Origin of the sequence: Pseudonocardia sp. UM4_GMWB1 (assembly GCF_017312155.1) — a bacterium.
Lineage (GTDB): Bacteria > Actinomycetota > Actinomycetes > Mycobacteriales > Pseudonocardiaceae > Pseudonocardia > Pseudonocardia alni.
Genome location: NZ_QJPN01000001.1, coordinates 163,784 through 189,359 on the forward strand (window position 1 = coordinate 163,784; position 25,576 = coordinate 189,359).

Below are 25,576 nucleotides of genomic sequence, written 5' to 3' on the forward strand. Positions count from 1 at the left end.
GGGACCCGTCAGCCGCCCGCCTTCTCCTGCTCGTAGCGCTTGGTCATGGTGTCGACGGCGTCGAGCTGGGTCTGCGCGTGCTTCTCCCGGGTCGAGCTGGCCCGGTCCCTGGCCGCCAGCGTGCCCGCGGCCTGCCCCTGGAACTCGGGCATGACGTGCTGGGCGATGAGCTCGTAGGAGCGCTTGGTCGCGACCGGGTTGGCCCACTCGTGGCCGAGCAGTAGGAAGGCGCCGAACCCGCCGGACTGGTCGACGAGCTTCTGCACCTGCGCCTTCGCGTCCTCGACGGTGCCGATCGCGCCGATCCCGGCGTCGTTGATGAAGTCGATCATCTCCTTGACGTCGCCGCCCGCGACCGCCATCTGCGGGAACGCCGCGACCTTCTGGAAGTAGCGGAACCAGTGCTCGATGCCGTACTCGACCTCGCGGTAGGCCTGTTCACGGGTCTCGGCGACGTGCATGAGGCCGACCAGGCGCCACGTGCTGCGGTCGGGCGCGGGCTGCCCGTGGTGGGCGGCGCGCTCCTCGACGACGCTCCAGTGGTGGGCCAGCGCGTCGAAGCCGTCCTGGGTGAGGGTGGCGCCGATGGACAGCAGACCGACGCCGTGCTGCCCCGCCATCCGCGGCCCGGTCGGGGACGCGACGGCGGCGACCGCGATGTCGAAGCACGGGTCGCTGTAGGGCGCGAGCTGCAGCTGGGCGTCGATCAGCGTGTGGGTCCTGGTCTCGGCGTTCACGACCTCGCCGCGCAGCAGCCGCATGATGATGTCGAGGTTCACCTCGAGCAGCTCACGGGTGTCGGTGGGGTTCAGGCCGATCATCGACGAGTCGGTGGGCAGCGAACCGGGCCCGCAGCCGAGCATCGTGCGGCCGCGGGTGAGGTGGTCGAGCATCACCATGCGGTCGGCCACCCACAGCGGGTTGTGGTAGCTGATGGAGGTGACGCCGGTCCCGAGCTTGATGTTCCGGGTCCGCTCCGCCGCCGCGGCGATGAAGATCTCGGGCGAGGCGATGATCTCCGAGCCCGCGGAGTGGTGCTCGCCGATCCACGCCTCGTCGAAGCCGAGCCGGTCCAGGTGTTCGACGAGCTCCAGGTCGCGCTGCAGCGCAAGGGTGGGGTTCTGCCCGGGCTGGTGGAACGGGGCCAGGAAGGTGCCGAATCGCAGTCTGCTCACGGTGACTCCTCGTCGCTCCGGCGCCCGCTCCGTCGGGGGCACCGCCACGACAGTCCTTACCCGTCGTGACCGGCGTCACGCAAGCGTTGCACGACAGTGGCAGACCGGGTGAACGGCCGGTGTACGGACGTCCGTGACGACCCGATAGGTTCCGCGATCATGGGACACCGCGAGGAGCTTCTGGACGGGGCCGCGCAGTGCCTCTACGAGAAGGGGTTCGGCCGCACGACCGCACGGGACGTGGTGGCCGCGTCGGGGACGAACCTGGCCTCCATCGGCTACCACTTCGGTTCCAAGGACGCCCTGCTCACCGAGGCCCTGCTGCGGGCGACGACGGCCTGGGGCGAGGAGCTCGACCGGGCGCTCGCCGAGCCCGCGGGAGGGACCACCGACCCGCAGCGCCGGGTCGAGGAGACCTGGAGCCGGGTGGTCGGCCTGTTCTCCACCCAGCGACGCCTGTGGGCCACCCACGTCGAGGCGCTCGCCCAGGCCGAGCGGCTGCCGGAGCTGCGCGCGAAGCTCGCCGAGGCCCAGCGGGAGGTCCGTGAGGGCCTGGCCCTGACCTTCCACACGCTGCCCGACGACCCGGCCGCCGCGGACCGCCGCGTGCACGTCCTCGGCTCCGTCTACCAGGCGCTGCTCACCGGGCTCATGGTCCAGTGGATGCTCGACCCCGGCACCGCGCCGTCCGGTGTGGACATCGCCGAGGGGCTGCGCGCCATCGCCGACCGGGCCGACGCCTTCGCCTGATCCCCCGGCGGGTCAGTGCCAGGGCTCGACCCGGCCGATGATCGTCCCGCCGCGGACCGCACCGGGCTCGGCCACCCGCACGGTGAACGTCCCCAGCGCGAGGAAGCGCAGGGTGACCGTGCCCCCGGCGCTGACGTCGAGGGCACGGCCCTGCTCCGGGACCAGCACCCGGCGCGCGACGTCGCTGCCGACGGTGAGCACCACCGTCGTCCCGCGGCGCACCCGCACCGTCGGGACGGCGGGCTCCGGATGCGTCGCGGAGTGGTCGAACCGGACCGCGGTGAGGCCCTGCGAGTCGGCCCTGGCGGTGACCGTCGGACCACTCACGACGGTGCCGGCGGTCGATCCGGCCGCACCGCAGCCCGCGGCGGCCGGGAAGAGGACGAGCACCCCGGCGAGCAGCAGCCGGGCCGGTCTCCGCATGCCTCCATGCTGCCGGATGCGCGTCCGACGACCCCGCCCGGTGCACCCGTTCGTGGCGTTCGGCACGATCGGGGCGTGAGCCCGCACCCCAGCGCACCCGTTCCCCCGACGCTCTTCGACGACGAGCGCGAGCAGCGCTGGCGGTCCCGGTTCACCGCGGTGCGCATGTCGCGCCCCGGCTGGGCCCGCGACGCACCGGCCCGCTCGGTCTACGTGTCCAACGCGACCGGGACCTTCGAGATCCACGCCTGGGACCGCGACTCCGGGGAGCACCGCCAGGTCACCGACCGGCGCAACGGCACCACCTCGGCCGTGCTGCCGCCGGACGGCGGGCACGTCTGGTGGTTCGCCGACACCGACGGCGACGAGTTCGGCCACTGGGTCGCCCAGCCGTGGTCCTCCACGGCGGGCACCGACACCGTGCCCGCCGTCCCCGGCGCCGGCGACGGCTACCCGGCGGGCCTGGAGATCGGCCGCCGGGTCACCGCGATCGGGGTGTCCACCGACGACGGCACGGTCCTGGCGGTGCACGAGCGCGGCTCCGGCACCGACGCCCGGGAGATCTACCGGCACACCGAGGACGCGGGCGTCGGCGCGCTGTCGGAGGACGAGACGCTGCTGGCGATCTCGCACTCCGAACACGGCGACTCGCGGCACCCGTCGCTGCGGGTGCTCGACGTCGCCACCGGGGACACCGTCGCCGAGCTGCACGACGGGCCCGGCCGCGGCCTCGCCGCGCTGGAGTTCTCCCCCGTCGCGGGCGACCAGCGGCTGCTCGTCGGCCACGAGCGCCGCGGCCGTGACGAGCTGCTGGTCTGGGATCCGACCACCGGTGAGGTCACCGAGCTCGCGGTCGACCTGCCCGGCGAGCTGGTCGGCGGGTTCGTCCCGGACGCCTCCGCGCTGCTTATCGCGCACACCCACGCCGCCCGCACCCGGCTGTTCCGCTACGTCCTGGCATCCGGCGAGCTGACCAAGCTGCCCACCGCGCCCGGCTGCGTCGGGTCCGCCGAGGTCCGCGACGACGGCACCGTCGAGTACTCCGCGTCGTCGGCGGCCACCCCGTCGCAGATCCGGGCACTGCGCCCGGACGGCACCGACGAGGTGCTGGTCGCCCCGCCCGGGGAGCGCCCGCCCGGTTCGGTCGCCGTCCGCGACGTGTGGACCGGGGTCCCGGCCGGGCAGGTGCACAGCCTGGTCGCCGAGGCGCCGCGCGTCGACGGCCGTCCGGCGCCCGCGGTGTTCGTGCTGCACGGCGGTCCGCATGCCGCCGACGAGGACCGTTTCGACGCCGGCCGCGCCACCTGGGTGGAGGCGGGGTTCACCGTCGTCGAGGTGAACTACCGCGGTTCCACCGGCTACGGCTCGGCCTGGCGGGACGCGATCGAGGGCAGGCCGGGGCTGACCGAGCTGGAGGACGTCGCCGCCGTCCAGGACGCGCTGGTCGCCGACGGCACCGTCGACCCGGCCCGCTGCGCCGTCGACGGCTGGTCCTGGGGCGGGTACCTGTCGCTGCTCGCCGCCGGGACACAGCCGCAGCGGTGGGCCGCGGCCGTCGCCGGGGTGCCGGTGGCCGACTACGCCGCCGCCTATGCCGACGAGATGGAGCAGCTTCGCGCGTTCGACCGTGCGCTGTTCGGCGGCTCCCCCGACGAGCTGCCCGACCTCTACCGGGAGGCCTCGCCACTGACCTACGTCGACGAGGTCCGCGTGCCGGTCCTGGTGCTGGCCGGGGAGAACGACCCGCGCTGCCCGATCCGGCAGATCGACAACTACCTGGACGCGCTGGCCGGACGCGGGGACGTGACCTACGAGGTCAGCCGGTTCGACGCCGGGCACGGCTCGCTGGTGGTGTCCGACCAGCTGGACCTGATCGCGACCGAGGTCGACTTCGTGCGGCGGGCTCTGGGCTAATCGCCGAGCAGACCCAGCACGTTCTCCGGCGGCCGGCCGACGACGGCCCGGTCGCCGTCGATCACCACGGGCCGCTCGATGAGCTTCGGCTCGGCGGCCAGCGCGTCGAGCAGGGTGTCCCGGTCGGCGCCGGCGAGGCCCTGCCCGCGGAACGCGGGCTCGCCGGTGCGGGTGATCGCGAGTGGGTCCTCGGTGCCGAGCGCGGCCAGGGCCCGCTCCAGCTCGGCGCGGGTCGGCGGGTCGTCGAGGTAGCGCCGCACCGTCGGTTCGACGCCGCGGTCGGTCAGCAGCGCGAGGGCGGCGCGGCTCTTCGAGCAGCGCGGGTTGTGCCAGATCTCCACACCCCGAGCCTAGGACGCACGACGGCCCCGGGGGTGTCCCCGGGGCCGTCGGTCGGTGCGCGGAGCGGTCAGCCGCCGTTGCGGACGGCCTGCTCGATCCGGTCGCCGATGTTCTTGTCGACGTTGCGCCAGTACTCGAAGGCGCGCTGCAGCACGGGCTCGGTCACGCCGTCGAGCAGGTGCCCGGCGACGTTGCCGACGAAGCGCTCGCGGGCGGCGTCGTCGAAGACCTCGCGGACCATGATCCCGGCCTGGCCCCAGTCGTCGTCGGACTCGCGCAGGGAGTACGCGCTGCGGACCATCTCACCGTCGGCGTACCAGAGGGCCTCGGAGACGCGCTTCGGGTCGGCCGCCGGGCCGCCGTAGGAGTTGGGCGCGTAGATCGGGTCACGGGTGTTCGTGATCCGCATGGCGCCGTCCTTCTGGTAGTTGTTCACCTCGCTGCGGGGCGCGTTGACCGGGATCTGCTTGTAGTTGACCCCGAGCCGGGCGCGGTGGGCGTCGGCGTAGGAGAACCCGCGGGCGAGCAGCATCTTGTCCGGCGACAGCCCGGTGCCGGGCACCAGGTTGTTCGGCTCGAACGCGGCCTGCTCCATCTCGGCGTGGTAGTCCTCGACGTTCCGGTCCAGCGTCAGCTTCCCGACCTTGATCAGCGGGTAGTCGCTGTGCGGCCACACCTTGGTCAGGTCGAACGGGTTGTACCGGTAGGTCTTGGCGTCGGCGAACGGCATGACCTGCACGTACAGCGTCCAGGACGGGTGGTTGCCCGCCTCGATCTCGTTGTAGAGGTCGGCCTGGTGGTAGTCGGGGTCCGAGCCGGCGAGGGTGTCGGCCTCGTCCTGGGTCAGGCACTCCACGCCCTGGTCGGACTTGAAGTGGTACTTCACCCAGACCATCTCGCCGGCCTCGTTGATCCAGCTGTAGGTGTGGCTGGAGTAGCCGTTCATCTGCCGCCAGGTCTTCGGGATGCCCCGGTCGCCCATGAGCCAGGTGACCTGGTGCGCCGACTCCGGCGACAGCGTCCAGAAGTCCCACTGCATGTCGTGGTCGCGCAGGTTGTTCGCGACGCGCCGCTTCTGGCTGCGGATGAAGTGCTGGAACTTCATGGGGTCGCGGACGAAGAAGACCGGCGTGTTGTTGCCGACCATGTCCCAGTTGCCCTCGGTCGTCCACAGCTTCAGCGAGAAGCCGCGCGGGTCGCGCCAGGTGTCGGGGCTGCCGCGCTCACCGGCGACGGTCGAGAACCGGATCACGCCACGGGACTCGACGCCCGGCTGGAGGAACGCGGCCTTGGTGTACTGCGAGACGTCCTCGGTGGTCTCGAACCGCGCGAACGCCCCACCGCCCTTCGCGTGCGGCTGACGCTCCGGGATGCGCTCCCGGTTGAAGTTCGCCATCTGCTCGATGAGGTAGTGGTCGTTGAGCAGGAGCGGGCCGTCGGGGCCGATCGTCAGCGAGTGCTCGTCGCTGGCGACCGGGCTGCCGGAGTCCGTGGTGGTGGGCTTGGGCTGGTGCGACGTGGTCACGGCCGAGCCTCCTCGTACGCGTGGTGGGTGGGGCGGGCGGTGCCCCGCCGGGTCGACCGGGACGCTCCCGCGGCTGCGCGGCCGCGTCGCGGTCGGCGGTGTTCGGTCCCCAGGGACTTCCCGTGGGGTCCCGGCCGAAACCCGAAACCGGTGCGCGACGACGACGGGCGCGGGTCAGGATGGGGTCGTGCCCGACACCGCCGCCACCGCACCCCGCGCCGGCCCGGGTGCGTTCGCCGACGTGCTGCGCCTGCCCGGGGTCGGTGCGATCACCGCGATCGGCATGGCCGCCCGCATCCCCGCGACGGCCGTCGGCGTCACCCTGACCCTGCACACCGTCACCACGCTCGGCCACGGCTTCGGCGCCGCCGGGCTGGTCGCCGCCGCGGTCCCGACCGGGATGGCGATCGGCGCCCCGCTGCTCGGCACGATGGTCGACCGGCACGGGCTGCGGCCGGTCCTGGCGCTGACGATGACCGCGGGCCTGCTGTTCTGGTCGGTGGCGCCGCTGCTGGGCTACGCCGGTCTGCTCGGCGCCGCCTTCGTCGCCGGCATCCTGACCCTCCCGGTGTTCTCGCTGGTCCGGCAGGTCATCGCGGCCGCCGTCCCGGCCGGACGACGCCGCCCCGCCTTCGCGCTGGACTCGATGACCGTCGAGATCTCCTACATGACCGGGCCCGCCGTCGGGTCGCTGCTGACGGTGTGGCTGGGCTCGGCGACGACGATGCGCGTGATCGGCGCCGGGTTCGTCCTGGCCGGGATCGCGCTGTGGCGGCTCGACCCACCGGTCCGCGCCGACGGCGACGGGGCCGCCCGCACCGGCCCCCGCCCTCCGCTGCGCAGCTGGCTGACCCGGCCGCTGGTCGGCGCGCTGCTGGCGGTGACCGCCGCAGTGATCGCGATCATGGGCACCGAGTTCGCGTTCATCGCCGCCCTCACCTCCTCCGGGCAGGCGTGGGCGATCGCGCTGGTCAACGCCGTGTGGTGCCTGGCGTCGCTGGTCGGCGGGTTCCTCTACGGCAGCGCGCGCCGCGGCCTCCCGCTGCCGCTGCTGCTCGCCGCGCTCGGGCTGGCGACGCTCCCGGCGGCGCTGGCCTGGTCGTGGTGGAGCCTGCTGTTCCTGCTGCTCCCCGCGGGTCTGGCGACCGCGTCGACGCTCGCGGCGGGCAGTGCCGCGATCGGCGACCTCGCCCCGGACCGGGTGCGTGGCCTGGTCACCGGCCTGCAGGGCTCCGCGACGACGCTCGGCATCGCCATCGCGACCCCGCTGGCGGGGGTACTGGTCGACACCGCCTCCCCCGGCGTGGCGATGCTGGCCTGCGGGTCGATCGCGGTCGTCGCCGCCGGGGTGGCGGCGCCGCTGCTGCGCGTCCGCACCTGACCGGCCGGGGCTGCACACGGGCGGCGGAGTCACCGAGATGCACCTCAGCGGGAATTGTGGATCTTCCAGGCCCGCTGGGCTGCATCTCGGCGATCCTGCTGCCGCCGAGATGCACCTCAGGGTCGTCCGAATCGCTCCGCCGGGGCCCTGAGCTGCACCTCGACGTGCGAACGGTCGACGAGCGGTCGCGCAAGTCGGACACTGAGAGAGTCCACAGACGATCGGCGCAGCGCACCGTCCGGATGCGGCGGGCGCGTGGGCCCCTCGGGCAGACTGGATCGAGTGAGCGCACCGCCCCACCCCGACTCCGAGACCCAGCCCATCCCGAGTGGGCGGCCCCGTCGTCGGGGAGGTCGGGTGCGCTGGGGGTTCGCGCTGTTCCTCGGTGCCGCCGCCGCGCTCGCGACGCTGCCCGACCTCGTCGGTCTCGACGCCCACTCCCCGTTCGCGCAGGTCATCGCCTTCCGGCCGCTGATGGTCGCCGCGCTCGGCGTGCTGGTGGTGATCGGCCTGCTGATCACCCTGGCCGCCCGCCGGTTCTGGCCGGTGCCGGTCGTCCTCGCGCTGGTCGCGCTGGTCGGCGCGGCGATGGTGCTCCCGCGCACCGTGGCCGACCCCGCGCCCACCGGCGGCACCCCGCTGAAGGTGCTGGCGCTCAACGTCTACGAGGGCAACGCCGACGCCGACTCCCTCGCCGCGCTCGTCGCCGCGGAGAACCCCGACGTCGTCTCGATCCCGGAGGCGGGCGGCCGCTACGAGAGCGAGATCGCGCCGCTGCTGGAGCCGCTGGGCTACCGGACGGCGTCCAGCGTCGACCGCTGGGACCGCGACGTCACCGGCAACACCGTGGCCTGGTCGGACCGGCTCGGCGACGTCCGCACCCGGATCGGCAAGGACGTCCGCTTCGACTACATCGAGATCACCGGCGGCGGCCTGGGGAACCTGCGCTTCGTCGCGTTCCACTCCGTCGCGCCGGTCCCGCGCTCGGTCGGGCAGTGGCGCTCGGACCTGGAGACCGTCGCGAAGTGGTGCTCCGCGACGAGCCCGGCGATCGTCGCCGGCGACTTCAACGCGAGCCTCGACCACTCGGTCTTCCGCAACGCGATCCAGGGCTGCGGCGACGCGGGCTCGCAGACCGGCAACGGGCTGGCCGGAACCTGGCCGACCTGGGCGCCGTCGTGGCTGGGGCCGCAGATCGACCACATCGTCTACAACGGCGGGATCGCCGCCGAGTCCTTCGGGACGCGGTTGGTGCCCGGCACCGACCACCGCGCGATCGTGGCGACGCTGCGCCTGCCCTAGACCCGCACACGACGACGGCCGCCGCTCCGGGCTCCGGGGCGGCGGCCGTCGAACGTGCGGAGGGGTCGGTCAGCCGGCCGCGGCGACCGTCTCCGCCACCTCGTAGGTGTTCAGGGCGGCACCCTTGCGCAGGTTGTCCCCGCACACGAACAGCTCCAGGGTGTTCGGGAAGTCCAGCGACTGCCGGATCCGGCCCACCACGGTCGGGTCCCCACCGACGGCGTCGGCCGGGGTCGGCCACTCGCCGGCGGCCGGGTCGTCCTTGACGACGATCGTCGGCTGCGCGCCGAGAACCTTGCGGGCGGCGTCCACCGAGACCTCCGAGGAGAAGGTCGCGTGGATCGCCAGCGCGTGCGTGGTGACGACCGGGACGCGCACGCAGGTCGCGGAGACCTTGAGCTCCGGGATCCCGAGGATCTTGCGGGACTCGTTGCGGACCTTCAGCTCCTCCGACGACCAGCCGTCGTCCTTGAGGGAGCCGGCCCACGGCACGACGTTGAGCACCAGCGGAGCCGGGAACGGCGAGTCGCCGCCGACCGGGATGCCGGCCTCGGTCAGGACGGCCGCGACGTCGCCGGCGGCCTTGCCGAGGTCCTTGCCGGCGACCGCGGACAGCTCGGCCTGCAGCTGGTCGATGCCGGGCTGGCCGGCACCCGACGCGGCCTGGTACGACGACACGACCAGCGCCTCGAGCCCGAACTCGCGGTGCAGCGCACCCATCGCCGCCATCATCGACAGCGTCGTGCAGTTCGGGTTCGCGATGATGCCCTTGGGCCGCTCGGTCACCTTCTCCGGGTTCACCTCGGGCACCACGAGCGGGACCTCGGGGTCCATCCGGAACGCGCCGGAGTTGTCGACGGCGATCGCGCCGCGGGAGGCGGCGATCGGCGCCCACTCGGCGGAGACCTCGTCGGGGACGTCGAACATCGCGATGTCGACGCCGTCGAAGACCTCGGGCTTCAGCTCCAGGACGGTGATGTCCTGGCCGCGGACCGTCAGCACCTTGCCGGCGCTGCGGGCCGAGGCGATCAGGCGGATCTCGCCCCACGGCACCGACTCGCGGGAGTCGATGATCTCGATCATGGTGGTGCCGACGGCACCGGTCGCGCCGACCAGCGCGAGAACGGGCTTGTCCATGGCCATCTCAGCTCACCGGCCCGTTCCGGCGGCGACCACCGCGTCGTCCTCGGCGCCGAGCTCGAACGCCTCGTGCAGCGCCTGCACCGCATCGTCGAGCTGGTCGGAGCGGCAGATGACCGAGATCCGGATCTCCGAGGTGTTCATGGTCTCGATGTTGATCCCGGCGTCGGAGAGCGCCTCGCAGAACTTCGCGGTGACGCCGGGGTGGTTGCGCATACCGGCGCCGACCAGCGAGACCTTGCCGATGTCGTTGTCGTAGATCAGCTCGGTGAACCCGATCTCGCCCTTCGCGCGCTCCAGCGCCGCGACGGCGGTGTCACCGTCGGTGCGGGGCAGCGAGAAGGTGATATCGGTCTTCTTGTCCGACACGTTGGAGATGTTCTGCAGCACCATATCGATGTTGATCTCCGCGTCGGCGACCGTGCGGAAGATCTTCGCCGCCATGCCGGGGGTGTCCGGCACCCCGGTGACGGTGATCTTGCCTTCGGACCGGTCGTGGGCGACGCCGGTGATGATCGGATTCTCCAACGGGATCTCCTCGATCGAGCCGGAGACCAGGGTGCCCGGCTTGTCGTTGTAGGAACTGCGCACCCGCAACGGGACGCCGTAGCGGCGGGCGTACTCGACGGCGCGCAGGTGCAGCACCTTGGCGCCGGACGCGGCGAGCTCGAGCATCTCCTCGTACGTCACCGTCTCGAGCAGGCTCGCCTTGGAGACGATCCGCGGGTCGGCGGTGTAGACGCCGTCGACGTCGGAGTAGATCTCGCAGACGTCGGCGTTCAGCGCGGCCGCGAGCGCGACGGCGGTGGTGTCCGAGCCGCCGCGGCCCAGCGTGGTGATGTCGCGGGAGTCCGCGCTCATGCCCTGGAAGCCGGCGACGAGCACGATGTGCCCCTCGTCGAGGGCCTCACGCAGGCGCCACGGGTTCACCTCGGTGATGCGGGCGTCACCGTGCTTCGAGGTGGTGAGCATGCCCGCCTGCGAGCCGGTGAACGACCGGGCCTCCGCGCCGAGGGCGTGGATCGCCATCGCGACGAGTGCGTTCGAGATCCGCTCACCGGAGGTGAGCAGCATGTCCATCTCCCGCAGCGGGGGCTTCGGGGAGATCTGCTCGGCGAGATCGGTCAGCTCGTCGGTGGTGTCCCCCATGGCGGACACGACGACGACGACATCGTGGCCCTCCTTGCGGGTACGGACGATGCGCTCGGCGACCTTCTTGATCCGCTCAGCGTTCTCGACCGACGAACCGCCGTACTTCTGCACGACGAGGGCCACGCCGACCTCCAATCCTGGCTCCGCGGTGGGAGCCGTCGGGTGCTCTCTCTTCGACCGCCGGAATGCGCAGGTGACGCACCGGCGGCGTTGGTCGGAACGGAACAGTACCGGCGAGCGCCGTCCGTTTTCAGGATCTGGACGGTCACCGATGACCCAGACCACACGGGCTCGCCCGCGGACCCCCCGCTCGGGTATGTGCGCGGGCCGCACGGCCCCGGACCGGGGGCTCAGGCCCGGACGGGCTGCTGCCTGCCGCGGTGCCGACGGACCGCGTCGGTGTTGCCGCAGCGTGCGCTGCAGTACCGCTGCCTGCCGTTGCGGGAGACGTCGGCGTAGACGCGGGTGCAGCCCTCGGCGGCGCACCGGCCGAGCCGGTCCATCCCCCGGGTCGCCAGGTGGGTGGCGGTGCCGGTCGCGAGCAGGGCGCGCAGCACACCGGCCAGGCCCAGACCGTCGTCGCGGTGGTGCAGGTGCCAGTGGCCGTCGTGGTCGGTGAGGCGTGGCGGCCCGGTCGACTCGGCGAGCAGGGCGTTGAGCAGCCGTGCCCGCTCCGCGCCCGGCTCGGCGTCGACGACCGCCTCCCACCGGCGCAGGAAGTCGAGCACCGTCGGCAGGTCGGCGCCGACCGGGTCCCAGTCGCGCGTCACCCCGGCGGCGAGACAGCGCGCGACGAGCTCCCCGGTCGACGACGGCGGCGCGTTCACCAGGTCGGTGGCGAGGAGCACCGGATCACGTCCGTAAGGGTTGATGTGCACTGACCCATTACAGCAACGTCGTCGTCGTGAGTACACCCCTGGACCACGAGTGGGAGACGACGTCGCGGCACCGCACCTCCGACGGCGTCGTGAGCTACCAGCGCTGCCGGTGCGGGGCGTGGCGGATCCGGCTACGCCCGGACCGGGTGGACGGCCCGCGGACCCTCACCCCGGCCGAGCGCGGGTAGGCCCCCTCAGGCCGCGGGACGCGCCAAGCGCTCGACGGCCGCGGCGATCTCCAGCAGGGCGCGGTCGGCGCCGTGGCGGGCGACGAGCTGGACCCCGACCGGGAGCCCGTCGGGGGTCCGGCCGAAGGGCACCGAGACGGCAGGGCAGCCGGTCACGGTGATCAGGTACGCCGAACGCATCCAGTCCAGGTAGGACGCCATCGGGACGCCGTCCACGGTGGCCGGGAACTCCTGGTCGGCCGGGAACGGCGGCACCTGCGACACCGGCAGCACCAGCACGTCGTGCTCGGTGAAGAACTCCCGCATCCGCTGGGCGAGCGTCGTGCGGCGCTGGTACGCGACGGCGACGTCAGCGCCGGTCAGCGCCTCGCCTGCCCTGATGTTCGCGGCCAGCGAGGCCTTGAACTCCTGCGGGTGCACGGCGAGCTGCATGCCGAACCGGGCCTGGAAGTGCCAGGCGCGCAGGGTGCGGAAGCACTCGTCGGCGCCGGTCAGGTCGGGCGCGGTGCCCGAGACCGCCGCCCCGGCGCCGGCCAGTGCGTCACCGGCCGCCTCGACGACCGCGGCGACGGAGCGGTCCACGGTGAACGCGCCACCGAGGTCGGCCGACAGCGCCACGCGCAGCCCGGCGAGCGGGACCGGGCGCAGCGGCGGGGCGAAGGTCTCCCCCGGGTCGCCCAGGGCGTGCGGGGCGCGCGGGTCCGGACCGGCGAGCACCGACAGCAGCAGCGCGGCGTCGTCGGCGGTGCGGGCCATCGGGCCCCCGGTCGACGTGGTCTCCCACATGTTCGACGACGGCCACTCCGGCACCCGTCCCCACGAGGGGCGCAACCCCACGACCCCGCAGAACGACGCCGGGTTGCGCAGCGAACCGCCCATGTCCGAGCCCTCGGCCAGCGGGACCATCCCGGCCGCCAGCGCGCACGCCGCGCCGCCGGACGACCCACCCGCGGACCGCGTCGGGTCGTGCGGGTTGACCGTGGTGCCGAAGACGCGGTTGAACGTGTGCGAACCGGCCGCGAACTCCGGCACGTTGGTCTTGCCGATCGGCACCACGCCGGCGGCCCGGATGCGCTCGACGATCAGGTCGTCGGTGTCGGGGACGTGGTCGGCGAACAGCGGCGAGCCGTAGGTCGTCCGCCACCCCGCGACGGCGTGGGTGTCCTTGAACGCGAACGGCAGCCCGTGCAGCGGCCCGACCGTCGCACCGGAGGCCAGCCGCTCGTCGGCGGCGGCGGCACCCGCCCGCGCGCGCTCCACGTCGAGGGAGACGACGGCGTTGAGCTCGGGGTTGCGGGCCTCGATCCGGGCCAGGTGCAGGTCCATCAGCTCGCGGGCCGAGATCTCCCGGGCGCGCAGCGCCGCGACCTGCTCGCGGGCGCTCGAGGCGACCGTGACGGTCACCGCGACCGCACCAGGACGGCCCCGACGCGGGTGGGTCGGTTAGAGCTCATGGGTGGTGCTCCTCCGGGCCGGACGGGTCCGGCGTCGCGGCGCCGGCACGTCCCGGCATCCTGCCACCGCATCCGCGCCCGGCGCGGGGACGTGTCAGACCCGGCGCAGCAGCCGCACGACCACCGTGGTGATGATCAGCCACAGGATCGCGGCGACCCCGTAGTTCAGGGTGACGGCCATCTTCGGCTGGGACGGGGTGAACAGGTCACCGAGACCGAGGTTCAGCTGGGCCGCCCAGGAGGACACGAACTCGGTGAGGAAGTTCGCCGGGTTGGCGTCGAGCAGGGTCAGCACGATGTGCGCGACCAGGATGGCCACGATCACCAGGCCCACGATCCGCACGATCGTCGCGATGATCCCCATGCCCTGCCGCACGGTCGTACCCACGGTTGCCGCCATCACAAACCCCTTCGTCACGGACGGCGTCATGGTTGCACCGCCGCATCCTCACTGCCCTTCCAACGAGGGGAAACGCCGCTGGTTGTGATCACTTCGTTGCGAGCCGGGGCTCGGGGGCCGGGTTCGACCGTGCGGGTGGCGACTTGCCGCGCAACGGGGGTTCGGGTCTACGGTAGGAGACATGGCGCGCCTGCTCCTTCGCCGCCGCGGCGGGGTCTGAACCGACCGGCCCCTCGTCGCGGGGTTTCGCGTGTCCGCCGGTCGCCACGACGGCACGACGACGGAGCATTCCCGTGACCACCTCTCCCGACGCCTACGAAGCCCGCGCCCGCAGCAACGTCCGCACCCCCGAGGGCGCGCCGCACGCGACCCAGCCCGCCTGGAACCGGCAGCGCGGCTCGCAGATGCCGGTCCACCGGTACAAGCCCTTCCATCAGCTGGTCGAGCCGGTCTCGCTGCCCGACCGCACCTGGCCGGACAAGGTCATCGACACCGCGCCGCTGTGGTGCGCGGTCGACCTGCGTGACGGCAACCAGGCACTGATCGACCCGATGAGCCCGCTGCGGAAGCGGCGCATGTTCGACCTGCTGGTACGCATGGGCTACAAGCAGATCGAGGTCGGCTTCCCGGCGGCGAGCCAGACCGACTTCGACTTCGTCCGCGAGATCATCGAGCAGGGCGCGATCCCGGAGGACGTGCAGATCCAGGTCCTGACCCAGGCCCGCCCGGAGCTGATCCAGCGGACCTTCGAGGCCTGCGAGGGCGCGCACTCGGCGATCGTCCACCTCTACAACTCGACGTCGATCCTGCAGCGCCGGGTCGTCTTCCGCTCCGACCGCGCGGGCATCACCAAGATCGCCACCGACGGCGCGGAGGAGGTCAGCAAGTTCGCCGAGAAGTACCCGGCGACCGACTGGACCTTCCAGTACTCCCCGGAGTCCTACACCGGCACCGAGCTGGAGTACGCCGTCGAGATCACCAACGCGGTGAGCGCGATCTGGCAGCCGACGCCCGAGCACCCGATGATCGTCAACCTGCCGGCGACGGTCGAGATGGCGACGCCGAACGTCTACGCGGACTCCATCGAGTGGATGCACCGCAACCTGGCCCGCCGCGACTCGCTGGTGCTGTCGCTGCACCCGCACAACGACCGCGGCACCGGCATCGCCGCCGCCGAGCTGGGCTACCAGGCCGGAGCCGACCGGATCGAGGGCTGCCTGTTCGGCAACGGCGAGCGCACCGGCAACGTCGACCTGGTCGCGCTGGGGATGAACATGTTCACCCAGGGCGTCGACCCGCAGATCGACTTCTCCGACATCGACGAGGTCCGGCGCACCGTCGAGTACTGCAACCAGCTGCCGGTGCACGAGCGCCACCCGTGGGGCGGCGACCTGGTCTACACCGCGTTCTCCGGCTCCCACCAGGATGCGATCAACAAGGGCTTCGCCGCGATGGAGGCCGACGCCGCGGAGGCCGGTCACCCGGTCGCCGACCACACCTGGGAGGTCCCGTACCTGCCGGTGGACCCGAAGGACATCGGCCGCACCTATGAGGCCGTCATCCGGGTCAACAGCCAGTCCGGCAAGGGCGGCATCGCCTACATCATGAAGACCGAGCACCAGCTCGACCTGCCGCGCCGGCTGCAGATCGAGTTCAGCCACGTCATCCAGGCCTTCACCGACACCGAGGGTGGCGAGGTCGAGCCCAAGGCCATGCGCGACGCGTTCGACGTCGAGTACCTGGGCCGCGAGACCCCGCTCAAGCTGGTGCGCCACCGCGTCCACAGCGACGGCGAGGGCCGCGACGAGATCGTGGCGACCGTGCGCGTCGAGTCCGACCTGCACGAGATCGCCGGCTCCGGCAACGGACCGATCGCGGCGTTCGTCGACGCTCTGGCCGGGATCGGGTTCGACGTGCGGGTGCTCGACTACCACGAGCACGCGATGGGCGGCGGTGACGACGCCCGCGCCGCGGCCTACGTCGAGTGCGCCGTCGAGGAGAAGGTGTTCTGGGGCGTCGGGATCGACAGCTCGATCACCAGCGCCAGCCTCAAGGGCGTCGTGAGCGCGATCAACCGCGCCCTGCGCTGAGTCCGCGCACCCCGCCCTGCCCCCAGGGTCACTCTCGTAGCGCTCTAAGCCACGAAAGTTCCCCTGGGGGCACCGCAGGGGAACCGCGAGGGCACCGCGGGGCCGGGGCTCAGCGGCCGATCGCGTCGCCGAGGGTGATCTGCCGGTCGGGATCCCGCGGGCCGGTGTCCGGTGCGGCGGCGGCCTCGGCCTCGTCGGCGGTCACCTCGTGCGGGATGATCCGCCCGTCGCGGACGGCCTCGGCGTGGTGGCAGGCGACCCGGTGCCCCGAGGTGTCGCCGTCGAGCACGCGCAGCTGCGGGCGCTCGGTGGAGCACCGGTCGTCCTGGCGCCACGGGCAGCGGGTGTGGAACCGGCACCCGGACGGCGGCGCGGCGGGCGAGGGCAGGTCCCCGGACAGCAGGATCCGCTCGCGGGTGTCCTCCACGGTCGGGTCCGGCTGCGGCACTGCCGAGAGCAGGGCCCGGGTGTAGGGGTGCAGCGGGCCGTCGTAGAGCGCGCGGGCGGGCGCCTCCTCCACGATCGACCCGAGGTACATCACCCCGACCCGGTCCGAGACGTGCCGCACGACGGCCAGGTCGTGCGCGATCACCAGGTAGGTCAGGCCGAGCTCGCGCTGCAGTGAGCGCAGCAGGTTGAGCACCTGGGCCTGCACCGACACGTCCAGCGCCGAGACCGGCTCGTCGGCGACGACGAGGTCGGGCTCCACGCACAGGGCCCGGGCGATCCCGATGCGCTGACGCTGCCCGCCGGAGAACTCGTGCGGGTAGCGGCGCAGTGCGGACTCGGGCAGCCCCACCGCGCGCATGAGCTCGGCGAGCCGGTCCGGACCGGCCTCGATCCCGTGCGCGGCCAGGCCCTCGCGCAGCAGCGACCCGACCGACTGGCGCGGGTCCAGGCTGGACATCGGGTCCTGGAACACCATCTGGAACCGGCGGCGCATCCGGCGCAGCGGCTCCCCCTTCAGTGCGGCGACGTCGGTGCCGTCGAAGGACACCGTGCCCGCGGTCGGCTCGGTGAGCTTGAGGATCGCCCGCCCGAGGGTCGACTTGCCGCAGCCGGACTCGCCGACCAGGCCGTAGGTCTCACCGCGCTCGATCCGCAGCGAGACGCCGTCGACGGCCCGGACGTGCCCGACGGTGCGCTGCACCAGCACACCCCGTGTGATCGGGAAGTGGACCTGCAGGTCCTCGACCTCCAGCAGGGGGCTCATGCCGTCGCTCCGATCGGCTCGGGATTGTGGCAGCGCAGCAGCCGGCCCGCCTCGTCGTCGGCCACCGGGGTGACCGAGGTGCAGGTCTCCAGCGCCCGCGGGCAGCGCGGCGCGAACGCGCAGGCGTGGTCCCAGGGCAGGTTGTCCGACACCGACCCGGTGATCGCGGGCAGCTCCGCGGCGGGGTCGGAGTCCAGCCGCGGGATCGACCGGATGAGCCCCGAGGTGTACGGGTGGCGCGGTCCCCCGAACAGGGCGTGCCGCTCCGCGCGTTCCACGACCCGGCCGCCGTAGAGGACGTTGACCCGGTCGCAGAGCCCCGCGACGACGCCCAGGTCGTGCGTGATCATGATGAGTGCCGTTCCCGTCTCGGCGACGAGCTCGCGCAGCAGCTCCAGGATCTGGGCCTGGATGGTGACGTCGAGGGCGGTGGTCGGCTCGTCGGCGATGAGCAGCTTCGGCCGGCAGGCGAGCGCGATCGCGATCAGCGCGCGCTGGCGCATCCCGCCCGACATCTGGTGCGGGTAGGCCGACACGCGTCGTGCCGGGTCGGGGATGCCGACCCGCTCCAGCAGGGAGACGGCCTCCGTACGCGCCTCGTGCTTGCTCATCCCGCGGTGCCGGGTGAGCGCCTCGGTGATCTGGACACCCACCGGGACGACCGGGTTCAGCGACGACAGCGGGTCCTGGAAGACCATCCCGATGTCGCGGCCGCGCCGCTCGCGCAGCTCGGCGTCGGACAGGGTGAGCAGGTCGACGGACTCGTCCCCGGAGGAGAACAGCACCGAGCCGCCCACCCGGGGGGTGCGGCCCGGCAGCAGTCCCATGATCGCCAGGGAGGTCACGGACTTGCCGCAGCCGGACTCGCCGACCAGGCCGACGACCTCGCCGGGGCGGACGTCGAACGACACCCCGTCGACGGCGACGACGTCGGCCTCACCCCGCCGCACGAAGCGCACGGACAGGTCCTGGACCTGCAACAACGGGTTCATCGGAGGTGTGGTCATCTCCGGCCTTTCGGGTCGATGGCCTCGCGCAGCGACTCACCGAGCAGCGTGAACCCGAGCGCGACGACGATGATCGCGATCGCCGGGTAGACCGCCAGCCCGGGCCGGACGTCGAGGTAGGGCTGCGCGGAGGCGAGCATCAGGCCCCACTCGGCGCGGGCCGGGTCGGCGTCGCCGAGGCCGAGGAAGGACAGCGCGGCCGCGTCGAGGATCGCCGTCGCCAGGGTCAGCGTGGCCTGCACGATCACCGGGCCGATCGCGTTGGGCAGCATGTGCCGCAGCACGACCGCCCGTCGCTTCACGCCGAGCGCGGTGGCCGCGAGGACGTGGTCGGAGTCGCGCTGGGCGAGCATCGACCCGCGCAGCAACCGCGCGAAGATCGGCACGTTCACCAGCGCGACGGCGATGATGACCGTGGTCTGGCTGGGCCGGGCCGCCAGCGCCGCGACCGAGATCGCGAGCAGCAGCGACGGGATCGACAGCAGCACGTCGGTGACGCGCATCAGGACGGTGTCGATCCAGCCGCCGAACGCTCCGGCGAGCACGCCGATGACCAGGCCCGCGGCCAGCCCGGACACGGTGGCGAGCACGCCCACGAGCAGGGTCTGGCGCGACGCCAGGATCAACCGGGAGAACTCGTCGCGGCCGTTCTGGTCGCTGCCGAGCGGGAAGCCGGGCTGCGGTCCGGGGATCGAGCCGGGGCGCAGCTGGTCGAGCAGCTGCGGGAACGCCTGGGCCGGGTCGTGCGGGGCCAGCAGCGGCGCGAACACCGAGACCAGCACGAAGAGGCCGATGATCACCGCCCCGACGATCGCGGTGGGGCTGCGGCGCAGCCGGCGCAGTGCGTCCGCGGACAGGCTGCGGCCGGCGGTGTCGTCGATCCGGTCCTTCCGCCGCTGCGCCCAGGTGGTCGGTGCGCTCATCGCAGCCTCACCCTCGGGTCGATCACGGCGTAGGACAGGTCGACGAGCAGGTTGACCAGCACGTAGATCAGCGCACCGAGCAGCACCACGGCCTGCAGCCGCGGGTAGTCGCGGCGCTCGATGCCCTCGGCGATCAGGGTGCCGATACCGGGCCGGTTGAACACCTTCTCGGTCAGCACCGCACCGGCGAGGAGCAGCCCGGTCTGCAGACCGATCGTCGTGGAGACCGGCAGCAGGGCGTTGCGCAGGACGTGCCGGCCGCGGACGGTGCCCGGCGCGAGCCCCTTGGCGTTGGCGGTGCGGACGAAGTCGGACTCCAGGACGTCGAGCACCGAGGCCCGGGTGATCCGCACGATGACGGCGAGCGGGATCGTGGCGAGGGTGACGGCGGGCAGCACGAGGTGCAGCAGCGAGTCCCAGCTGGCGTCGAACTCGCGGGTCAGCAGGCCGTCGAGGGTGGGGAAGCCGGTGACCGAGGTGGCGTCGATGCCGGTCGACTGCAGTCCGGACGGCGGGAACAGGCCGAGGTCGACGGCCAGGAACTGCTTGAGCACGTAGCCGAGGAAGAACACCGGCACGGCGACGCCGACCAGGGTCCCGACGATGGTCAGGTTGTCCCAGATCCCGCCGCGGTGGCGGGCGGCGAGGTAGCCCAGCGGGATCCCGAGGGCGACGGCGAGCAGCAGGGCCGACAGGGACAGCTCGATCGTCCCCGGCAGCGCCCGCCCGAGCTCGGTGATCACCGGGTCACCGGTGACCAGCGAGGCGCCGAAGTCGCCGGTCAGCGCCCGGCCGAGGTAGTGCAGGTACTGGATCGGGATGGGCTGGTCCAGGCCCAGCGTCTTGTTCAGTGCCGCGATCGACTCCGGGGTCGCCTTGTCTCCGAGCAGCGCACCGGCCGGTCCGCCGGGCAGCGAGCGCAGCCAGGCGAACAACAGCACGGACAGGATGAGCAGCGTCGGGACGACCTGGAGCAGGCGGCGCGCGACGAAGCGCAGCATGCGTGGATGTCCTCAGTGGTGGGAGGCGGGACACGCGACCGGGCGCCGCGGGGTCTCCGCGGCGCCCGGGGCACGGTCAGTTCTTGCTGACGGAGACGAAGCGCTCGTCGGTCAGCGGCGACGGGATCACGCCCTGCACGTCCGGTCCGACGACGATCGCCGGGCCGGTGGTCAGGATCGGCACGGCCGGCAGGTACTTGGCCATGATGTCCTTGTTCGCCTGCTGGTACGCGGCGGCGTGACCGGCCGGGTCCGGGATGGAGTCGGCCTTGGCCAGCTCGGCGAACATCGCCGGGTCCTGCGGCCCGAACTCGGCCTTCTCCCGGCCGAAGAACGTGCCGACGAAGTTGCCGGCGTCGTTGTAGTCGCCGGTCCAGCCGAGCATGTGCAGGTCATGCTTGCCCGCCTTCTGGACGTCGTCCTTGTAGCCGCCGTTCCACGGCCGCGCGACCGGGTTGACCGTGATGCCGACGGCCTTCAGGTTCGCCGACATCGCCGAGAACAGGTCCGCCGGGTTCGGCATGTAGGGCCGGGTGATCTCGGTCGGGTAGTAGAAGTTCAGCGTCAGGTTCTGCGCGCCGGCCTCGGCGAGCAGCTGCTTGGCCTTCTCCGGGTCGTACGGGTACTGGGTGACGTCATCGGCGTAGCCCGCGACGGTCGGCGGCACGAACTCCTTCGCGACCGCGGAGCCCTCGGGCATCTTGGTGCGGACCAGCGACTCGCGGTCGATGGCGTACGCGAGCGCCTGGCGGACCCGCAGGTCCTTGAGCTTCGGGTTGTTCTTGGTGTTGATGCCCATGTAGAGCAGCGAGAACGGCTGGCGGATCAGCACCTGGTCACCCTGGTCCTTCAGGGTCTGGTAGTCCGCCGGGGACGGGTAGTCGTAGCCGTCGATGGTGCCGGCGGCCAGCTCCTGCTTGCGGGCGTTCTCGTCGGGGATGATCTTGAAGATGAGCCGGTCGAGCTTCGCCTTCTCGCCCCAGTACTGGTCGTTGCGGACCAGGGTGATCGTGTTGTTCGCCTTGTCGAAGCTCTCGAACTTGAACGGCCCGGTGCCCGTCGGGTGCTCGTTCGCGTAGGCGGGGTAGGTGAAGGAGTCACCGCTCTGGGTGACGGCGTCGGCGTCGTACTGCTCGAGCGCCGCCGGGCTGGAGATCGAGAACGACGTGAGGCCGAAGGCGGCCGGGAACGCACCCTTGAACTCGTTCAGCGCCAGCACGGCGGTGTTCGGGCTCTGCGCCGTGCAGGACTTGTAGAGCGGGGCCCCCGAGGCGTCGCCCTCGTTCTTGGCGAAGCCCTCGAAGACGTCGCCGTAGTAGATCATCTGGCTCTGCGCCGCGGCGCCCTTCATGTTGAACCAGCGGTCGAAGTTCGCACAGACCGCGGTCGCGTCGAGCGGCGTGCCGTCGTGGAACGTGACGCCCTCGCGGAGGGTGAACGTCCAGGTCTTGCCGTCCGGCGTGGACGTCCACTCGGTGGCCAGGCCGGGCTCGAGCTCGGTGGTCCCGGGCTTGTAGGTGATCAGCGTGTCGAACATCTGCCGGGCCGGGCGGAAGCTCTCGCCGTCGTCGTTGAAGATCGGGTCGAAGTTCTTCGGCGCGCCCGCGGCGCCGAACACGAACGTCCCCCCGGCGGCGTCGCCACCCGCTCCGCGCTCCGAGCTCGCGCAGGCGGTCATGCCCACTGCGAGCACGCCCGCCATGACCGCCGTCATCCACCGTCTGCGCATTCCGGTCCCCTCGTCGGCAGAGGCGTCCACCCGATGTGTGCGTGCGGACACCTGATGACGGGGAAACCTATAGCGGTCCGTTACCAACCGGTAGACCCTTGCGTCACGATAGTGCTACGAACTGGTACGCACGTCCCGTTCGTCCGGACCGTCGTCGACAGCCGACCGGTGCGCGTCCCGGTGTGCCGACACCGCGGCCCGCGAGGCGTCCTCGTCGAGCGCGGCGTCCCGGACCTCGTCGAAGACCTCGCGGTAGGTGCGCAGGTCGGCGGGCGACTCCAGGAACGACTCCCCGGCGTGCCCCTCGGTGTGGACGACGTCGGGTCCGAGCTCGTCGGGGACGGTCAGGATCGCGAAGCGGCCGGCGTGCGCCCGCTGCGGTCCGGCGCCGAACGGGAGCACGCGCAGCGTCACGTCGGGCAGGCCCGACAGCGTGAGCAGCCGGTCGAGCTGCTCGGCCATCACCGCGGGGCCGCCGGTCGCGCGGGCGAGCACGGCCTCGTCGACGACGGCGTCGAGCACCAGCGGCGGCGTCGCGGTGAGCGCCTCGTGGCGACGTCCGCGCAGCCGCACGAGCTGGTCGATCTCCCAGTCCGGGCGCCCCGGGAGCCGGGCACGCAGCGCGGCGTGTGCGTAGGCGGGCGTCTGGAGCAGCCCGTGCAGCACGGTCAGGTCGAACGCGGCGACGGCGGTCGCGTCGGACTCGGCGGCGGCGTAGCGCCCCGGCGACGGCAGGAAGTGCGGGTCGCTGCGCAGGCCCTCGGTGAACGGCTCCCACCAGCCGCGGGTGCGGCTCTCGGTGACGAGCCGCTCGAGCATCTCCGCCTCGACCCCGGCGACCCCGCCGTAGACCTCGACCAGCGCGGCGACGTCGGCCGGGCGCGGCACCCCCTTGCCGTTCTCCAGCCTGCTGATCTTCGACGTCGAGCAGCCCACGCCACCCGCGGCGTCCTCCAGCTTCAGACCGGCGTTGACGCGCAGCCTGCGCAGTTCGGCACCCAGCCGTCGTCGCGCGCCGGTCGGCTCCTGCTCCACCTCGCGCCCCCTCCGTGGCCCCGCCGTGCAATCTACAGTTCTGTGCAATTCCCTGTGCCTGCAATTGCACAGAGGCGGGTCGTCGTGCATCCTGGAATCACCTGAACGTGACGGCAGCCACACCGGCCGTGTCAACCGGGGCCACGGACCGACCGCGACACACGAAGGGAGATGGACATGATCCGCAGGACGCAGGTGCCGCACACAGGCACGCACCACAGCGCCCGTACCGGGCGGTGGTCGCCGTGATCGCGCTGGTGGCGGTGGCCCTGGCGGGGCTGGCCACGCTGGTCGTCTCGGCGATCGTGATCGGGGTGACCGACCGGCGCCAGAGCGAGGCGTGGCGCCGGATCGCCGAGCAGCGACGCCGGGAGTGGGAGCGCAGGCAGCGCCGGCTCCACGGCAGGCCGCACCGCGTGGACGCGTGGGGCGACGAGGACACCGACTGAGGCTCGCCGAAGTCGTATCGATACCGACTGAGGCTCACCGAAGTCGTATCGATACCGACTGAGGCTCACCGAAGGAGTGTCGATACGGCTGACGCCGCTTTCGGGACCCACCAGGAAGGACGGCGCCGCGGCGGGGGGTTGCTGCGCCGGGTGGCCGGTCACGACCGGGACGACACGCCCGGGACGGACCGGCCCGTTCCGTGTCCGGGGGCTAGAGGGCCCGGCGGCCGGCGAGCGCGCGGCCGAGCGTCATCTCGTCGGCGAACTCCAGGTCGCCGCCCATCGGCAGGCCGGACGCGAGCCGCGTGACGCTCAGGCCCGGGAAGTCGCGCAGCAGCCGGACCAGGTAGGTCGCGGTCGCCTCACCCTCGGTGTTGGGGTCGGTCGCGATGATGACCTCGGAGATCTCGGTCTCGTCGGTCGCCGGACCGGTGCCGCCGAGGCGGGCGAGCAGCTCGCGGATCCGCAGCGTGTCCGGGCCGATCCCGGCCAGCGGGTCGAGCGCGCCGCCGAGCACGTGGTAGCGCCCCTTGAACTCCCGGGTCCGCTCGACGGCCAGGACGTCCTTGGGCTCCTCGACCACGCACACCAGCGTCGGGTCGCGTCGTGCGTCGGAGCAGTAGCGGCAGCGGGTGTCCGACGCGACGTTGCCGCACACGTCGCAGAACGCGACGCCCTGCTTGACCGTCTGCAGGACCTCCTGGAGCCGGTTGATGTCGGCCGGGTCCGCGGCGAGCAGGTGGAACGCGATGCGCTGGGCGCTCTTCGGACCGACCCCGGGCAGGCGCCCCAGCTCGTCGATCAGGTCCTGGACCGGTCCTTCGAACACCTCAGGCGCCCGGGAGGCCCAGGCCGCCCATGTCGAGACCGCCGGCGAGCGGACCCATCTTCTCCTGCTGCAGCTCCTGCGCACGGCGGACCGCGTCGGCGAGCGCGCCGGCGACGAGGTCCTGGAGGGTCTCGACGTCCTCGGGGTCCACGACCTTCGGGTCGATCCGCACCGAGCGCGGCTCCAGGCCCGCGGTGACGGTGACCTCGACCAGCCCGTTCCCGGCCTGGCCGGTGACCTCGGCGGTCGCGAGCTCGGCCTGGGCCTGCTGGAGCTGCTGCTGCATCTTCTGGGCCTGCTGCAGGATCATCTGCATGTCGGGCTGACCGGGTTGCACGCGTACCCCTCGCTGTCGGGTCCGGCTCGCGCGATCGGGGGCTTCCCCGGCGCGACCGGCGCGGACGTGTCCTTCTCCCAGGGTAGACGTGTCAGGCTGACCGACCGTGCGCGCCCTGATCCGTTCCGCCACAGCCGTCCTCCCGGTCGTCGTCGCGCTGCTGTGCGCGGGCTGCGGGGCACCGCAGGCTGCCCCGCCCGCCGTCGACGCGACGCCGTCACCGGCCGCGACGACCCGCTCGGAGTCGGCCACCCCGGCGCCGCCGCCCGCCCCCGTCGTGCTGCTCGACCCCGGGCACAACGGTGGCAACGCGGCAGACCCGGCCGCGGTGAACCGACCGGTCCCCGACGGGCGCGGCGGGACCAAGCCGTGCAACACGACCGGCACCTCCACGAACGACGGCTACGCCGAGCACACCTTCACCTGGGACCTGGCCGGGCGGGTGCGGTCCCGGCTGGAGGCCGCCGGTGTGCGGGTGGTGCTCACCCGCCCCGACGACGACGGCGTCGGCCCCTGCGTCGACGCCCGCGGCGCGGCGGGCGGCCGGGCCGGTGCGGCGCTGGCCGTGTCGCTGCACGCGGACGGCGCGGCGGCCTCGGCCGGCGGGTTCCACGTCGCCTACGCGGAGCCCACCGTGCACGGGACCGGACCGGCGTCGCTGCGCCTGGCCACCGGGCTGCGGGACGCGCTGCGCTCGGCCGGGTTCGCGTCGGCCGGTTACATCGGCCGCGACGGGCTCGACGGCCGCGAGGACCTGGCCGGCCTGAACACCTCGACCGTGCCGACCGCGCTGGTGGAGGCGGGCAACATGCGCAACGCCGACGACGCCGCCGTGCTCACCGACCCCGCCGGGCGGGACCGGATCGCGGCGGCGGTGGCCGCTGCGGTGCTGGCACAGCTGCGCCGCTGACCACCTGCGCCCCGGCCACGACCCGTCCG

General features: G+C 72.7%; 25 protein-coding genes. 8 read left to right on the plus strand and 17 right to left on the minus strand.

Features of this window, described 5'->3' with window-relative positions; all coding sequences use genetic code 11:
* Positions 1–8: 8 nt before the first annotated feature.
* On the minus strand, positions 9–1,175 hold the full coding sequence (locus DMP15_RS00815) for an LLM class flavin-dependent oxidoreductase (RefSeq protein ID WP_073575774.1): 1,167 nt from the start codon (positions 1,173–1,175) through the stop codon (positions 9–11).
* A gap of 159 nt (positions 1,176–1,334) precedes the next feature.
* Between DMP15_RS00815 and DMP15_RS00820 the strand changes: the two genes are divergently transcribed.
* A complete protein-coding gene (locus DMP15_RS00820; RefSeq protein ID WP_073575772.1) occupies positions 1,335–1,925 on the plus strand; it encodes a TetR/AcrR family transcriptional regulator in 591 nt (196 codons plus the stop codon).
* 12 nt (positions 1,926–1,937) lie between these two features.
* Here DMP15_RS00820 and DMP15_RS00825 read toward each other — a convergent pair whose 3' ends face one another.
* Entirely contained in the window at positions 1,938–2,348 is a 411-nt protein-coding gene (locus DMP15_RS00825) for a hypothetical protein (protein ID WP_073575771.1), read from the minus strand.
* Between the two features lie 75 nt (positions 2,349–2,423).
* Between DMP15_RS00825 and DMP15_RS00830 the strand changes: the two genes are divergently transcribed.
* Complete coding sequence (locus DMP15_RS00830) at positions 2,424–4,262, plus strand: prolyl oligopeptidase family serine peptidase (RefSeq protein WP_337825344.1); 1,839 nt, start codon at positions 2,424–2,426, stop codon at positions 4,260–4,262.
* Here the strand turns inward: DMP15_RS00830 and arsC are convergent.
* Together arsC and DMP15_RS00840 are read right to left on the minus strand one after the other, a co-directional pair.
* Positions 4,259–4,603 carry an arsenate reductase (glutaredoxin) gene (gene arsC / locus DMP15_RS00835; RefSeq protein WP_100879322.1) on the minus strand — a complete coding sequence of 115 codons (345 nt, stop codon included), beginning with the start codon at positions 4,601–4,603 and terminating at the stop codon, positions 4,259–4,261. The genes DMP15_RS00830 and arsC overlap by 4 nt on opposite strands.
* A 68-nt stretch (positions 4,604–4,671) precedes the next feature.
* A complete protein-coding gene (locus DMP15_RS00840; RefSeq protein ID WP_073575767.1) occupies positions 4,672–6,129 on the minus strand; it encodes a catalase in 1,458 nt (485 codons plus the stop codon).
* A gap of 187 nt (positions 6,130–6,316) precedes the next feature.
* Between DMP15_RS00840 and DMP15_RS00845 the strand changes: the two genes are divergently transcribed.
* Positions 6,317–7,510, plus strand: coding sequence for an MFS transporter (locus tag DMP15_RS00845; RefSeq protein WP_337825345.1), 1,194 nt, complete (start codon positions 6,317–6,319; stop codon positions 7,508–7,510).
* Between the two features lie 357 nt (positions 7,511–7,867).
* Positions 7,868–8,812, plus strand: coding sequence for an endonuclease/exonuclease/phosphatase family protein (locus DMP15_RS00850; protein WP_161152862.1), 945 nt, complete (start codon positions 7,868–7,870; stop codon positions 8,810–8,812).
* A gap of 69 nt (positions 8,813–8,881) precedes the next feature.
* Here the strand turns inward: DMP15_RS00850 and DMP15_RS00855 are convergent, their stop codons facing one another.
* The 3 genes from DMP15_RS00855 to DMP15_RS00865 form a co-directional block, all read right to left on the minus strand.
* Positions 8,882–9,955, minus strand: a complete 1,074-nt coding sequence (locus tag DMP15_RS00855; protein WP_062399569.1) for an aspartate-semialdehyde dehydrogenase — start codon at positions 9,953–9,955, stop codon at positions 8,882–8,884.
* 6 nt (positions 9,956–9,961) lie between these two features.
* Entirely contained in the window at positions 9,962–11,227 is a 1,266-nt protein-coding gene (locus DMP15_RS00860) for an aspartate kinase (protein ID WP_073575765.1), read from the minus strand.
* A gap of 227 nt (positions 11,228–11,454) precedes the next feature.
* Entirely contained in the window at positions 11,455–11,952 is a 498-nt protein-coding gene (locus DMP15_RS00865; protein ID WP_217266896.1) for a CGNR zinc finger domain-containing protein, read from the minus strand.
* A 56-nt stretch (positions 11,953–12,008) separates the two neighbouring features.
* Between DMP15_RS00865 and DMP15_RS00870 the strand changes: the two genes are divergently transcribed.
* Positions 12,009–12,170, plus strand: a complete 162-nt coding sequence (locus tag DMP15_RS00870; RefSeq protein WP_337825346.1) for a hypothetical protein — start codon at positions 12,009–12,011, stop codon at positions 12,168–12,170.
* Between the two features lie 6 nt (positions 12,171–12,176).
* Here the strand turns inward: DMP15_RS00870 and DMP15_RS00875 are convergent, their stop codons facing one another.
* Positions 12,177–13,574, minus strand: a complete 1,398-nt coding sequence (locus tag DMP15_RS00875) for an amidase (RefSeq protein WP_253067158.1) — start codon at positions 13,572–13,574, stop codon at positions 12,177–12,179.
* A 144-nt stretch (positions 13,575–13,718) separates the two neighbouring features.
* Positions 13,719–14,024, minus strand: a complete 306-nt coding sequence (locus tag DMP15_RS00880; RefSeq protein ID WP_073575761.1) for a hypothetical protein — start codon at positions 14,022–14,024, stop codon at positions 13,719–13,721.
* Positions 14,025–14,317: 293 nt separating this feature from the next.
* Between DMP15_RS00880 and leuA the strand changes: the two genes are divergently transcribed.
* Complete coding sequence (gene leuA, locus DMP15_RS00885) at positions 14,318–16,114, plus strand: 2-isopropylmalate synthase (RefSeq protein WP_073575760.1); 1,797 nt, start codon at positions 14,318–14,320, stop codon at positions 16,112–16,114.
* 109 nt (positions 16,115–16,223) lie between these two features.
* Here leuA and DMP15_RS00890 read toward each other — a convergent pair whose 3' ends face one another.
* The 6 genes from DMP15_RS00890 to DMP15_RS00915 form a co-directional block, all read right to left on the minus strand.
* Positions 16,224–17,327, minus strand: coding sequence for an ABC transporter ATP-binding protein (locus DMP15_RS00890; RefSeq protein WP_073575759.1), 1,104 nt, complete (start codon positions 17,325–17,327; stop codon positions 16,224–16,226).
* Complete coding sequence (locus DMP15_RS00895; protein ID WP_275939031.1) at positions 17,324–18,334, minus strand: ABC transporter ATP-binding protein; 1,011 nt, start codon at positions 18,332–18,334, stop codon at positions 17,324–17,326. Before DMP15_RS00895 ends, DMP15_RS00890 begins: the two co-directional genes overlap by 4 nt.
* A complete protein-coding gene (locus tag DMP15_RS00900; protein ID WP_337825347.1) occupies positions 18,331–19,257 on the minus strand; it encodes an ABC transporter permease in 927 nt (308 codons plus the stop codon). Before DMP15_RS00900 ends, DMP15_RS00895 begins: the two co-directional genes overlap by 4 nt.
* Positions 19,254–20,258 carry an ABC transporter permease gene (locus DMP15_RS00905; RefSeq protein ID WP_062399555.1) on the minus strand — a complete coding sequence of 335 codons (1,005 nt, stop codon included), beginning with the start codon at positions 20,256–20,258 and terminating at the stop codon, positions 19,254–19,256. Before DMP15_RS00905 ends, DMP15_RS00900 begins: the two co-directional genes overlap by 4 nt.
* A 76-nt stretch (positions 20,259–20,334) precedes the next feature.
* Positions 20,335–21,987, minus strand: a complete 1,653-nt coding sequence (locus DMP15_RS00910) for an ABC transporter substrate-binding protein (RefSeq protein WP_376772576.1) — start codon at positions 21,985–21,987, stop codon at positions 20,335–20,337.
* A gap of 114 nt (positions 21,988–22,101) precedes the next feature.
* The gene (locus tag DMP15_RS00915; RefSeq protein WP_161152861.1) at positions 22,102–23,022 is read right to left on the minus strand and encodes a helix-turn-helix domain-containing protein; all 921 of its coding nucleotides are present in this window, start codon (positions 23,020–23,022) and stop codon (positions 22,102–22,104) included.
* 245 nt (positions 23,023–23,267) lie between these two features.
* Here DMP15_RS00915 and DMP15_RS00920 point away from each other — a divergent pair, with 245 nt between their 5' ends.
* Positions 23,268–23,471 carry a hypothetical protein gene (locus DMP15_RS00920; RefSeq protein WP_161152860.1) on the plus strand — a complete coding sequence of 68 codons (204 nt, stop codon included), beginning with the start codon at positions 23,268–23,270 and terminating at the stop codon, positions 23,469–23,471.
* Between the two features lie 211 nt (positions 23,472–23,682).
* Here the strand turns inward: DMP15_RS00920 and recR are convergent, their stop codons facing one another.
* Together recR and DMP15_RS00930 are read right to left on the minus strand one after the other, a co-directional pair.
* The gene (gene recR / locus DMP15_RS00925) at positions 23,683–24,300 is read right to left on the minus strand and encodes a recombination mediator RecR (protein ID WP_062399547.1); all 618 of its coding nucleotides are present in this window, start codon (positions 24,298–24,300) and stop codon (positions 23,683–23,685) included.
* A gap of 1 nt (position 24,301) precedes the next feature.
* On the minus strand, positions 24,302–24,616 hold the full coding sequence (locus DMP15_RS00930) for a YbaB/EbfC family nucleoid-associated protein (protein WP_060713646.1): 315 nt from the start codon (positions 24,614–24,616) through the stop codon (positions 24,302–24,304).
* Positions 24,617–24,743: 127 nt separating this feature from the next.
* Here DMP15_RS00930 and DMP15_RS00935 point away from each other — a divergent pair, with 127 nt between their 5' ends.
* The gene (locus tag DMP15_RS00935; RefSeq protein ID WP_337825348.1) at positions 24,744–25,547 is read left to right on the plus strand and encodes an N-acetylmuramoyl-L-alanine amidase; all 804 of its coding nucleotides are present in this window, start codon (positions 24,744–24,746) and stop codon (positions 25,545–25,547) included.
* Positions 25,548–25,576: the final 29 nt, after the last annotated feature.

Coding starts and splice junctions, on each gene's coding strand:
- DMP15_RS00895 (WP_275939031.1), bottom strand. CDS start 18,334: ATGACCACACCTCCGATGAACCCGTTGTTGCAGGTCCAGGACCTGTCC.
- DMP15_RS00910 (WP_376772576.1), bottom strand. CDS start 21,987: ATGCGCAGACGGTGGATGACGGCGGTCATGGCGGGCGTGCTCGCAGTG.
- DMP15_RS00905 (WP_062399555.1), bottom strand. CDS start 20,258: ATGCTGCGCTTCGTCGCGCGCCGCCTGCTCCAGGTCGTCCCGACGCTG.
- DMP15_RS00900 (WP_337825347.1), bottom strand. CDS start 19,257: ATGAGCGCACCGACCACCTGGGCGCAGCGGCGGAAGGACCGGATCGAC.
- DMP15_RS00890 (WP_073575759.1), bottom strand. CDS start 17,327: ATGAGCCCCCTGCTGGAGGTCGAGGACCTGCAGGTCCACTTCCCGATC.
- DMP15_RS00820 (WP_073575772.1), top strand. CDS start 1,335: ATGGGACACCGCGAGGAGCTTCTGGACGGGGCCGCGCAGTGCCTCTAC.
- DMP15_RS00880 (WP_073575761.1), bottom strand. CDS start 14,024: ATGGCGGCAACCGTGGGTACGACCGTGCGGCAGGGCATGGGGATCATC.
- DMP15_RS00825 (WP_073575771.1), bottom strand. CDS start 2,348: ATGCGGAGACCGGCCCGGCTGCTGCTCGCCGGGGTGCTCGTCCTCTTC.
- DMP15_RS00930 (WP_060713646.1), bottom strand. CDS start 24,616: ATGCAGATGATCCTGCAGCAGGCCCAGAAGATGCAGCAGCAGCTCCAG.
- DMP15_RS00855 (WP_062399569.1), bottom strand. CDS start 9,955: ATGGCCATGGACAAGCCCGTTCTCGCGCTGGTCGGCGCGACCGGTGCC.